Annotated in this window: 10 protein-coding genes; 2 read left to right on the plus strand and 8 right to left on the minus strand. The window is 67.6% G+C overall.

Annotation, left to right across the window (positions count from 1 at the left end; translation table 11 throughout):
• Positions 1 to 30: 30 nt before the first annotated feature.
• From dapD to argA, 3 genes are read right to left on the minus strand one after another with little or no spacing between them, the layout of a single operon-like run.
• Positions 31 to 855: a 2,3,4,5-tetrahydropyridine-2,6-dicarboxylate N-succinyltransferase gene (dapD, locus tag QTH86_RS03680; protein WP_286646010.1), complete on the minus strand. Its 825-nt coding sequence runs from the start codon at positions 853 to 855 to the stop codon at positions 31 to 33.
• Complete coding sequence (dapC, locus tag QTH86_RS03685) at positions 852 to 2063, minus strand: succinyldiaminopimelate transaminase (protein ID WP_286646008.1); 1212 nt, start codon at positions 2061 to 2063, stop codon at positions 852 to 854. The genes dapD and dapC overlap by 4 nt, the downstream gene beginning before the upstream one ends.
• A 6-nt stretch (positions 2064 to 2069) precedes the next feature.
• Positions 2070 to 3419, minus strand: a complete 1350-nt coding sequence (argA, locus tag QTH86_RS03690; protein ID WP_286646007.1) for an amino-acid N-acetyltransferase — start codon at positions 3417 to 3419, stop codon at positions 2070 to 2072.
• Between the two features lie 96 nt (positions 3420 to 3515).
• Between argA and hrpA the strand changes: the two genes are divergently transcribed.
• On the plus strand, positions 3516 to 7505 hold the full coding sequence (gene hrpA, locus QTH86_RS03695; RefSeq protein ID WP_286646006.1) for an ATP-dependent RNA helicase HrpA: 3990 nt from the start codon (positions 3516 to 3518) through the stop codon (positions 7503 to 7505).
• Between the two features lie 43 nt (positions 7506 to 7548).
• Here hrpA and QTH86_RS03700 read toward each other — a convergent pair whose 3' ends face one another.
• Complete coding sequence (locus QTH86_RS03700; RefSeq protein WP_286646005.1) at positions 7549 to 8163, minus strand: LysE family translocator; 615 nt, start codon at positions 8161 to 8163, stop codon at positions 7549 to 7551.
• 93 nt (positions 8164 to 8256) lie between these two features.
• Between QTH86_RS03700 and QTH86_RS03705 the strand changes: the two genes are divergently transcribed.
• Positions 8257 to 8715, plus strand: coding sequence for an Lrp/AsnC family transcriptional regulator (locus QTH86_RS03705; protein ID WP_286646774.1), 459 nt, complete (start codon positions 8257 to 8259; stop codon positions 8713 to 8715).
• Between the two features lie 200 nt (positions 8716 to 8915).
• Here the strand turns inward: QTH86_RS03705 and QTH86_RS03710 are convergent, their stop codons facing one another.
• From QTH86_RS03710 to QTH86_RS03725, 4 genes are all read right to left on the minus strand, one after another.
• Complete coding sequence (locus QTH86_RS03710) at positions 8916 to 9068, minus strand: DUF3309 family protein (RefSeq protein WP_286646004.1); 153 nt, start codon at positions 9066 to 9068, stop codon at positions 8916 to 8918.
• A gap of 114 nt (positions 9069 to 9182) precedes the next feature.
• A complete protein-coding gene (locus QTH86_RS03715) occupies positions 9183 to 10355 on the minus strand; it encodes a pyridoxal phosphate-dependent aminotransferase (RefSeq protein WP_286646003.1) in 1173 nt (390 codons plus the stop codon).
• Positions 10356 to 10381: 26 nt separating this feature from the next.
• On the minus strand, positions 10382 to 11323 hold the full coding sequence (locus QTH86_RS03720) for a CysB family HTH-type transcriptional regulator (RefSeq protein WP_286646002.1): 942 nt from the start codon (positions 11321 to 11323) through the stop codon (positions 10382 to 10384).
• Positions 11324 to 11385: 62 nt separating this feature from the next.
• Entirely contained in the window at positions 11386 to 11748 is a 363-nt protein-coding gene (locus tag QTH86_RS03725) for a sirohydrochlorin chelatase (RefSeq protein ID WP_444813788.1), read from the minus strand.
• Positions 11749 to 11750 lie beyond the last annotated feature (2 nt).

Below are 11750 nucleotides of genomic sequence, written 5' to 3' on the forward strand. Positions count from 1 at the left end.
AAAGACCGCCTGGCGGGCGGTCGGGGCAGGTCAGTCGCGCAGCAGGTCGTTCAGGCTGGTGGTCGAGCGCGTCTTGGCGTCGACCTTCTTCATGATGATGGCTGCGTAGGTGCTGTATTTGCCGCCCGGCTTGGGCAGGTTGCCGGCCACCACCACTGAGCCGGCGGGCACGCGGCCGTAGCTCACGGAGTCGGTCGCGCGGTCGTAGATCGGCGTGCTCTGGCCGATGAACACGCCCATCGACAGCACCGAGTTCTCTTCAATCACCACGCCTTCGACCACTTCGGAGCGCGCACCGATGAAGCAGTTGTCTTCGATGATGGTCGGGCCGGCCTGCAGCGGCTCCAGCACGCCGCCGATGCCGACGCCGCCCGACAGGTGGCAGTTGGCTCCGATCTGCGCGCACGAGCCCACCGTGGCCCAGGTGTCGACCATGGTGCCTTCGCCCACGTAGGCGCCGATGTTCACGTAGCTGGGCATCAGGATCGCGCCCTTGGCGATGTAGCTGCCGCGGCGCGCCACGGCCGGCGGCACGATGCGCACGCCGGATTCCTTCAGTTCGGCGGCCGACAGGTGCGAGAACTTGGTCGGCACCTTGTCGTAGAAGCCGAGCGAGCCGGCCTGGATCTGTTCGTTGTCCTTCAGGCGGAATGACAGCAGCACCGCCTTCTTGATCCACTGGTGCACGGTCCACTGGCCGACGGATTCGCGGGTGGCCACGCGCAGCGTGCCGTTGTTGAGTTCGGCGATCACGTGCTCGACCGCTTCGCGCACTTCGGCGGAGGCCTGGGCGGGCGAGAGGTTGGCGCGGTCTTCCCACGCGGCGTCGATGGTCTGCTGGAGTTGTTGGGTCATGAAAGGGCTCGGTTCTGGATGAAATCAACGATGCGGCGGGCGGCTTCGGTGCACTCGTCGGTGCCGGCCACGAGAGCCATGCGGACGCGGCCACGGCCAGGGTTGGTGCCGCCGACCTCGCGCGCCAGGAAGCTGCCGGGCAGCACCGTCACATTGTATTGAGCGTAGAGCGCGCGGGCGAAGGCCTGGTCGTCGCCGTTCCATGCCGCGGGCACGCCGGCCCACAGGTAGAAGGCCGCATCGGGCAGACGCACGTCCATCACGGCCTCGAGCATCGGCGTGACGGCCGCGAACTTGGCGCGGTACATCGCGCGGTTCTCGACCACGTGCGCCTCGTCACCCCAGGCCGCGATGCTCGCGGCCGCCACCGCGCCGCCCATGGCGCTGCCGTGGTAGGTGCGGTAGAGCAGGAAGGCCTTGATGATCTCGGCATCGCCGGCGACGAAGCCGCTGCGCAGGCCCGGCACGTTGCTGCGCTTGGACAGCGAGGTCAGCATGACCAGATTCTTGAAATCGGTGCGGCCGAGCTGCGTCGCGGCTTCCAGGCCGCCCAGCGGCGGCTCGTCGCGGAAGTAGATCTCGCTGTAGCACTCGTCGGAGGCGATCACGAAGCCGTAGCGGTCCGACAGCGCGAAGAGCTTGCGCCATTCGTCCAGCGGCATCACGGCGCCGGTCGGGTTGCCCGGCGAGCAGACGAAGATCAGCTGCGTGCGGGCCCAGACGGCTTCCGGCACGCTGTCCCAGTCGACCGCGAAGTTGCGCTCGGGCACGCTCGGCACGTAGACGATCTCGGCGCCGGCGAGCAGCGTGGAGCCTTCGTAGATTTGATAGAACGGATCGGGCGAGATCACCACCGGTGGCACCGGGCCGCTCGGATCGACCACCGTCTGCGTCAAGGCGAACAGCGCCTCGCGGGACCCGTTGACCGGCAGCACCTGCGTGGCGGCGTCGACCGCGACGCCGTAGCGGCGCTGCAGCCAGCCGGTGAAGGCTTCGCGCAGTTTGATGTCACCGGCCGTGGCAGGGTAGGCCTCCAGGCCCGCGAGCCCGTCGGTCAGGGCCTGGCGGATGAAAGCCGGCGTCGGGTGCTTGGGTTCGCCGATGCCGAGGCTGATCGGCTTGAAGTCGGCGTTGGGCGTGACGCCCGCGAAGAGCTTGCGCAGCCGCTCGAAGGGGTAGGGCTGCAGCTTGGCGAGGAGCGGATTCATGGTGGCTTACTTGAACTTCTTGACCAGGACCTGGCTCTTGCGGTCCCAGTTGTACTTCTTCTTGCGCGCCTCGGGCAGCCAGTCGGGGTCGACCTGCACGAAGCCGCGCTTGATGAACCAGTGCATGGTGCGGGTGGTCAGCACGAAGATGCTGTCGAGGCCCATCGCGCGGGCGCGCTGCTCCACGCGCTTGAGGATGCGTTCGCCGTCGCCTTGCGCCTGCGAGTGCGGCGACACCGTGAGCGCCGCCATCTCGGCCGTCTTCGCTTCGGGGTACGGGTAGAGCGCCGCGCAGCCGAAGATCACGCCGTCGTGCTCGATCACGGTGTACTGGGCGACGTCGCGCTCGATCTCGGTGCGGCTGCGCTTGACCAGCGTGCCGTCGCGCTCGAAGGGCTCGATCAGCTGCAGGATGCCGCCGATGTCGTCGGCCGTCGCCTCGCGCAGCGACTCGAGCTTCTCGTCGATCACCATCGTGCCGATGCCGTCGTGCACGTACACCTCCAGCAGCAGCGAGCCGTCGACCGCGAAGGGCAGGATGTGGTTGCGCTCCACACCGGCCTCGCAGGCCTTGACGCAGTGCTGCAGGTAGAAGGCGGTGTCGGTCGGGCGCTGGGCCGGCGGCAGCGTGGCGAGCAGCTTGCGCGCCGCATCCAGCGGGAGCTCGGTGTCGATCGGGTTGTCCTCGCTCTCGGGCAGCTCGCTGTCCATGCGGATGCCCGGGATCTCGGTCAGGAAGATCAGCTTGTCGGCCTGGATCGAGATCGCCACGCTGGTCGCGACTTCTTCCATCGTCAGGTTGAAGGCCTCGCCGGTCGGCGAGAAGCCGAAGGGCGACATCAGCACCATGGCACCGAAGTCGAGCGTGCGGCGGATGCCCGCCGCATCGACCTTGCGCACCAGCCCCGAATGCTTGAAGTCGACGCCGTCGATCACGCCGACCGGGCGGGCGGTGATGAAGTTGCCGGAAATCATGCGCACCGTCGAGCCGGCCATCGGGGTGTTCGGCAGGCCCTGGCTGAAGGCCGCCTCGATCTCGTAGCGCAGCTGGCCGGCGGCTTCCTGCGCCGAGTCGAGCGCCACCTCGTCGGTGATGCGCATGCCGTGCGAGTACTTCGCCTCATGCCCCTTGGCGCGCAGCTGTTCGTTCACCTGCGGGCGGAAGCCGTGCACCAGCACCACCTTGACGCCCATCGACTGGATCAGCGCCAGGTCCTGCGCGATGTTCTGCAGCTTGCCCGCGGCGATCGCCTCGCCGGTGAGTCCCACCACGAAGGTCTTGCCGCGGTGCGTGTGGATGTACGGCGCGACGGAACGGAACCAGGGAACGAAGGTGAAGTTGAAGACGGTGGACATGCGGGCAGGGTGGCAGGGGGCGGGCGGTGCGCCGGTGGGGACGGGCGGGGATAATTCGCGATTCTCTCCGATGTGCCCCGTGCCCGACCGCCTGTCTTGTCCGCTACCGACCACCCCACGCCGCCCCAGATCGCGCTGAAGATCGAATTTCCCGAGTCGCTGCCCGTTTCCGCGCGGCGCGACGAGATCGCCGAGGCCATTTCCAGGAACCAGGTCGTCATCGTCTGCGGCGAAACCGGCTCGGGCAAGACCACGCAGTTGCCTAAGATCGCGTTGCTGCTGGGTCGCGGCAAGCTGGGCAAGCCGCCGGGGCAGGGCAAGCTGATCGGCCACACGCAGCCGCGCCGCATCGCGGCCAGTTCGGTGGCCAAGCGCATCGCCGAGGAGCTGAAGACGCCCTTGGGCGAGGTGGTCGGCTTCAAGGTGCGCTTCCAGGACCGGCTCAGCCGCGACGCCTCGGTCAAGCTGATGACCGACGGCATCCTGCTGGCCGAGACGCAGACCGACCCGCTGCTCAAGGCCTACGACACGATCATCATCGACGAGGCGCACGAGCGCTCGCTGAACATCGACTTCCTGCTGGGCTACCTGCGCGAGATCCTGCCGCGCCGGCCGGACCTCAAGGTGATCGTGACCTCGGCGACCATCGACGCCGACCGCTTCGCCACGCACTTCGCATCGCGCAACGGTCCTGCGCCCATCATCTACGTCTCGGGCCGCACCTTTCCGGTCGAGCAGCGCTACCGGCCCTTCGAGGAATCGCGCGAATACGACCTGAACGACGCCATCGCCGACGGCGTCGACGAACTCTGGCGCGATCCGCACAACGGCGGCGATATCCTGGTCTTTTTGCCGGGTGAGCGCGAGATCCGCGAGGCGGCCGACCACCTACGCAAGCACCTGGCGCAGCAGCCGGTGATGCGCAATGCCGAGGTGCTGCCGCTGTTCGCGCGGCTGTCGCCCGCCGAGCAGGACCGCATCTTCGAAGGCCACACCGGCCGCCGCGTGGTGCTCGCCACCAACGTGGCCGAAACCTCGCTGACGGTGCCCGGCACGCGCTATGTGATCGACACCGGCACGGCGCGGGTCAAGCGCTATTCCTTCCGCAGCAAGGTCGAGCAGTTGCTGGTCGAGCCGATCAGCCAGGCCGCGGCCAACCAGCGTGCCGGCCGGTGCGGGCGGGTGGCCAACGGCATCTGCATCCGGCTGTACGACGAGAAGGACTTCCTGGGGCGACCGCGTTTCACCGACCCGGAGATCCTGCGCTCGTCGCTCGCTGGCGTCATCCTGCGGATGAAATCGCTGCACTTGGGCGATGTGGCACGCTTTCCGTTCCTGGAGGCGCCCGCGCCGCGCGCGATCGCCGACGGCTACCAGTTGCTCAACGAGCTGGGCGCGGTGGACGATGCGAACGAGCTGACGCCGATTGGCCAGGAACTGGCCAAACTGCCGCTCGACCCGCGCGTGGGTCGGATGATCCTGGAGGCGCGCTCGCGCGGTGCGCTGGAGGAGGTGCTGGTCATCGCCTCGGCCCTGTCGGTGCAGGACGTGCGCGACCGGCCCATGGAGGCGCAGCAGCAGGCCGACCAGGCGCATGCCAAGTTCGACGACGACAAGAGCGAATTCAGTGGCTACCTGACGCTGTGGAAGTGGATTGCGGACGCGCGTGGCGGCAACGCGCCGCAGACCCGCCGCGAACTGCATGGCGATCCGAAGAAGCGCGCCAACGCCGCCTTCCTGCCCATCGCGCAGCGCATGGCCGCTGCCGCGCCGGAACCCGTGGCCGAGGCCTTGCCCACGCACAAGATCAGCAACCGCCAGTACGAGCAACTGCTGCGGCAGAACTTCATCAACATCCGGCGGCTGCGCGAATGGCGCGACATCCATTCGCAGCTGCTCACGGTGGTGACTGAGCACAAGTGGCAGCTCAACCGTCAGCCCGCCAGCTACGAGGCGCTGCATCTGTCGATGCTTGCCGGCCTGCTGGGCAACGTCGGCTGGAAGATGGAAGACGACGAGGCCTACCTCGGCGCGCGCGGCATCAAGTTCTACCGGCACCCGGGCGCACACCTGCGCAAGAAGCCGGGCCGCTGGATCGTCGCGGCCGAGCTGGTCGAGACCACGCGACTGTTCGGACGCGGCATCGCCAACATCGAGCCGCAGTGGCTGGAAGAGGTCGCCGGCCACCTGCTGAAGAAGCAGCTGCTCGACCCGCACTGGGAGAAGAAGGGCGCGCAGGTCACCGCGCTGGAGCGCGCCACGCTCTACGGGCTGGTCGTGTACAGCGGTCGCCGCGTTGATTTCACCAAGGTCGACCCGGTGGCAGCGCGCGAGATCTTCATCCGCGAAGCGCTGGTCGGCGGGCAATGGGAAAGCAAGTACCCCTTCCTCGCCGCCAACCGCAAGCTGGTGAAGGAGGTCGAGGGCCTCGAGCACAAGGCGCGCCGGCAAGACGTGCTGGTTGACGACGAGCTGATCTATGCCTTCTACGACGCGCAACTGCCGCCCGATGCGGCGAGCGGCGCCGCCTTCGAGCATTGGTACAAGGAGCAGTCGCGCGCCCAGCCCCGGCTGCTGTACCTGACGCGCGAGGAGCTGATGCGCCACCAGGCGGCGGGCATCACGACGCAGTCGTTCCCGCCGACGATCCGGCTGGGCGGCGTCGATTGCATTGCCACCTACCTTCACGAGCCCGGCGATGCGAAGGACGGCCTCACCGTCACCGTGCCGCTCTTCGTGCTGAACCAGGTGAGCGAGGAGCGCTGCGAGTGGCTCGTCACCGGCATGCTCAAGGACAAGATCCAGGCGCTGCTCAAGAGCCTGCCGCAGCGTCCGCGCTCGCGGCTGGTGCCGCTGCCCGAATCGGCGACGAAGCTGGCCGAGGCGCTGTCGGCGCCCGAGGTCTTCGGTGCGGGTTCGCTGACCGATGTGCTGCTCAAGCGCGTGCGCGACCAGACCAGCATCGACGTGAAGCGCGCCGACTTCAAGCTTGACATGCTGCCGCCGCACCTGTTCATGAACCTGCGCGTGGTCGACGAACACGGCCGCCAGCTCGGGATGGGGCGCAACCTCGGCGCGCTGAAGGCCGAGCTCGGCACGCAGGCGCGTGGCGCGTTCCAGGCGCTGGCTGGGCTCAACGTGCGGGCGACGCCCGCGGCTGTGCCTGCCGATGCGCCCAAGGTCGCGAACGCCCGGCGCCCGGCAAGCGCAGCGCCCTCGGCCCCCGCGCTGCCGGCCGGCGCCCGCTACACGGCCTGGACCTTCGGCGAGCTGCCGGAACTGATGGAAGTGCGCCGCGGCGCCCAGTCGCTCATCGGCTTCCCGGCGCTGGTCGACGGCGGCGACGCCGTGGGCATCGAGGTCTTCGACGAGCCGGCCGTGGCTGCCGCCAAGCACCGCGCCGGCCTGCGCCGCCTGTTCGCGCTGCAGATCAAGGACGCGCTGAAGTACCTCGAGAAGAACATCCCCGACCTGCAGAAGATGGCCGTTGCCTACATGCCGCTCGGTACCGCCGACGAATTGCGGGCGCAGATCGTCGACGTCGCGCTCGACCGTGCCTTCCTGCAGGAGCCGCTGCCGACCGACGAGTTCGCCTTCAAGAAGCGCATTGAGGAAGGCCGCGGACGGCTCACGCTCATCGCCAACGAGGTGGCACGGCTGGCCGGCGTGATCCTGGTGGAGTACGCCGTGGCGGTGCGCAAGATCAAGGACACGAAGATCCAGCCCGATGCCACGGCCGATGCGTCGCAACAGCTGCAGCGGCTCGTCGGCAAGCGCTTCATCGCCGATACGCCCTGGCCGCAGCTGCAGCATTTCGCGCGCTACCTGAAGGCGATCACCGCGCGTCTGGACAAGCTGCGCGCCGATCCGGCCCGCGATGCCGCCAAGCTGGCGGAGCTGCGGCCACAGGAGCAGCGCTACTGGCGGCTGGTGGCCGAGCGCAAGGGCGTGGTGGATGAGCGGATGCTGGAATTCCGCTGGCTGCTCGAGGAGCTGCGCGTGAGTTTCTTCGCGCAGGAGCTGCGCACGCCACAGCCGGTGAGCGTGAAGCGGCTGGACAAGGCCTGGGCGCAGCTTCAGGCCTGAGGAATGTCACGGTGGGTGATTCGACGACGGCCGGGTTTCTTGGTCACCACAGGGCCGATACGAGCTGCCAGACGGCAAAGGTGGCCAGCACGGTCGCGCTGCCCAGGCTGATCCGACGTTGCCAACGCGCGTCGAAGCGTTCACGAAGGCGGCCGACGATGGTGCTGAGGAAAAGCCACCATGTCGCCGACCCGAGCAGCACGCCCAGCACCATCGTTCCAGGCGCCGTCATCGCAGAGCGGCCCGCCATCGCGCCAAAGATCGCGACGAACGAGAGGATCGTCGCCGGGTTGGACAGCGTCAGCACGAAGGTGGTGGCGAAGTAGTGCCAGCGGCTGCGCGCTGTCTCCGAACGCGTCGTGCGCACGGCCACAGGCGCACGCACGAGCTTCCAGGCCATCCACAGGAGGAAGCCCGCGCCGAAGAGTGCAAGTGGTAGGCGCACGGCCACCAGCACCTGGATCAACCAGGTCACTCCGAAAGCACCGATCGCGCCGTAGACAGCATCTGCAACGGCGGCGCCCAGGCCGGTTGCGAGGCCTGCCCGAGGGCCTTGGCCGAGGCTGCGTTGAATGGTCAGTACGCCGATCGGGCCGACCGGTGCGGCGATCGACAAGCCGATCAGCAACGAGGAGACGAAGACTTCCAGCAATTCCATGCCACCGATCGTAGGCAGGTGGCCTCCTCGATCGAAGTGGATTTTTACGGTGGAGACAAAGGATCGCCGAAAGATCCATGGAAAATTCGGCGCATGACCGAAAGCATCCAACTCGACGCCAAAGCCTGGAAGCTGCTCGAAGCCTTGCAGGCCGATGGTCGCGCGCCGCTCAAGACGCTGGCCGAGGCCGCCGGTCTGTCGATCGCCGCGACCGCCGAGCGTCTCAAGCGCCTGCAGGACGCGGGCGTGATCCGCGGCGTGCAGGCGGACCTCGATCCCGCGAAAGTCGGCCTGCCGGTTCAGGCCCTCATCGGCATCACGACGGCGCAGCCACACAAGCAGGCGTTGCTCAAGGCACTGCGCGCGCGCGTCGAAGTCCTCGAATGCCACCACGTCACCGGCGCGGATTCGTACATGATGCGCATCGCCGTGGCGGACATGGCCGCGCTGGAGTCCTTCCTCGGCGACATCAACCGATGGGGCGAAACGCGGACCGCGATCGTCATGTCCACGCCCATCCCCCGCCGGGGCATGCGCCGGATGTCCGTCTGAGATGAAACCCACCCCCGATGCGCCTGCGGCGCCTCCCCCTCAAGGGGGCGCACCTGGCGGCCTGGCAAAGCCAGTTCCGCGGGTGCCCTGGCATCCGGCCGCGCCGGTTTCATCGACTGCGGGTGGCGCGCCAGCGCAATGGATAACTGACATGAAAAAACCCGCCGAAGCGGGTTTTTCCGTGGGCGGTGAGTGCGCCTCTAGATGCGGCCCATCACGAGCAGCACGATGACCACGATCAGCACCAGGCCGAGGCCGCCGCTCGGCCCATAGCCCCAGCTGCGGCTGTGGCCCCAGGTCGGCAGCGCGCCGATCAGCAACAGAATCAGGATGACCAGCAGAATCGTCGACATGAATTTCTCCTAAGGCCCTCAGGCGTTCAAATGAAGCCTCATGGTCGCCGACCGGCGGGCGAAGGACGAGGGAAAGCGGCGCCTTCGGTGGTCAGGTCATGCCGACGCGCGCTGTCAGAGCTTCGCCAGTCGCTCCAGCGCGTGGTGCAGGGTTTCGTCCTTCTTGGCGAAGCAGAAGCGCACCACCCGCTGGTCGAACCCGCTGCCGTAGAAGGCCGACAGCGGGATGGCCGCAACGCCGATCTCGCGGGTGAGCCACTGGCAGAAATCCGCCTCGCCCAGGTCGCTCACGGCGGTGATGTCGACGCACTGGAAGTAGGTGCCGGCGCTCGGCAGCAGCTTGAAGCGGGTCTTGGCCAGGCCGGCCGCGAACAGGTCGCGCTTGCGCTGGTAGAAGGCCGGCAGCTCCAGGTACGGCGCCGGGTCGGCCATGTAGCTGGCCAGGGCGTGCTGCATCGGCGTGTTGACGGTGAACACGTTGAACTGGTGCACCTTGCGGAACTCGGCCGTCAGTGCGGCAGGCGCGGCCACGGTGCCGACCTTCCAGCCCGTCACGTGGTAGGTCTTGCCGAAGCTGCTCACGATGAAGCTGCGCGCGGCCAGGCCGGGGTAGCGGGCCGCACTGGCATGTGCAACGCCGTCGAACACCATGTGTTCGTAGACCTCGTCGCTGATCACCAGCACCTCTGTGGGCGCGAGCAGTTCTTCCAGCGCGCGCATTTCCTCGGCGGTCCACACGGTGGCGCTGGGGTTGTGCGGCGTGTTGACGATGATCGCGCGCGTCTTCGGCGTGATCGCCGCGCCGATCTTCGCGAAGTCGGGGCGGAAAGTGCCCGGCGTGAGCGGCACGCGCACCACGACGCCGCCGGCGAGTTCGATGTTGGGCACGTAGCTGTCGTAGCAGGGTTCGAGCACGATCACCTCGTCGCCCGGCCGCACGATGGCGAGCACCGCCGTGATGATGGCCTGCGTGGCGCCGGCGGTCACGGTGATCTCGCTGTTGGCGTCGTAGCGATGGCCGTAGAGCGCCTCGATCTTGGTCGCCATGGCCTGGCGCAGCGGCAGCACGCCCGGCATCGGCGGGTACTGGTTGTGGCCGGCGGCCATCGCCGCGGTCACATCCGCCAGCAGCTTGGGATCGCAGTGGAAGTCCGGGAAGCCCTGGCCGAGGTTCACTGCGTTCGTCTCCGCGGCGAGCGCCGACATGACGGTGAAGATGGTGGTGCCCATCGTGGGGAACTTGGTGCCGATGGCGGGCGTGCGCGGGGAAGAAGAAGCGGTGCTCATGGTGATCGAAAGACGCGGGGGGTGACTCAGAGTTCGTAATCCTGCTGCTGGCCGCTGAGGGCCTTGGCGATCAGGTTGCGGTCCAGCCGGTCGCTCAGCAACTCGGCGAACTTGAAGACGAAGTTGCGCAGGTAGGCACTGCGCTTGAAGGCGATGCGGGCGATGTTCTGGCCGAAGATGTGGCCCATGGGCTTGACGACGAGATCGTCGTTGGTGCTGTCGCGCACCGCCATCTCGGCCACGATGCCGATGCCCAGGCCGAGGCGCACATAGGTCTTGATCACGTCCGAGTCGATCGCTTCCAGTGCGATCCGCGGCGTGAGCTTCTTCTGCGCGAACGCGTGGTCGATGCGCGTGCGGCCAGTGAAGGACGGGTGGTAGGTGATGATCGGCTCGCTCGCCAGGTCTTCCAGCGACACCCGCTCCTTGCCCGCCAGCGGGTGGTCCTTGGGCAGCACCAGCACATGCTGCCATTCGTAGCAGGGCAGGGTGACGAGCTCGCTGTAGTCCGCGAGTGATTCGGTGGCGATGCCGATCTCGGCCACCTCGTCGATCACCATGCGCGCCACCTGGTCCGGCGAGCCCTGGTGCAGGCTCACATTGACCTTCGGGTAGGCCTCGCGCAGCTTCGCCACCGGCACCGGCAGCACATAGCGCGCCTGCGTGTGGGTGGTGGCGATCGACAGCGTGCCACTGTCTTGCGCGCTGAACTGTTCGCCGATGCGCTTGAGGTTGCCCACCTCGCGCATGATCAATTCGATGCTGGCGATGACGTGCTGGCCCGGCTCGGTCACGCGCTTGAGGCGCTTGCCGTGGCGGGCGAAGATCTCGACGCCGAGCTCTTCCTCGAGTTCGATGATGGCCTTGGACACGCCGGGCTGCGAGGTGTGCAGCGCCTTGGCGGCTTCGGTGAGATTCAGGTTCCGCCGCACCGCTTCCTGCACGAACTTGAACTGGTGGAGATTCATAACAAATTCCGTCTTATTGCGGCCTTCATTATGCCTTCTCGGTCTATCGATCTGCTGAAAGGTCAACTGCGCAACGCAATGTCCGCCAGCAGATCGATGACTTCGGCCGTTTCGCCCACGGCCGGCGCCAGAGAGAACGCGACCTCCGGGTGCGCGGCGCGCAGGGCGTCGACCAACCGAGGCAGGTCTTCGCGCACATGCTTGCCCATGCCGAGGAACAGCGGCACCACGCGCAAGGCGCGTGCACCGTCGGCGATCAGGCGTCCGGCCGCGGTGGGCAGATCGGGTTCGACCAGTTCGAGGTAGGCGCAGGCGACGGGCACCGCCGGCTGGCGCGCTGTCATGCGGCGTGCGACGGCCTCGACCGGCTCGCGCCAGCGCGCATCGCGCGACCCATGGGCGAACAGGACGACCGCGAATGGCATGT

The organism is Variovorax sp. J2L1-78 (genome assembly GCF_030317205.1).
Lineage (GTDB): Bacteria > Pseudomonadota > Gammaproteobacteria > Burkholderiales > Burkholderiaceae_C > Variovorax > Variovorax arabinosiphilus.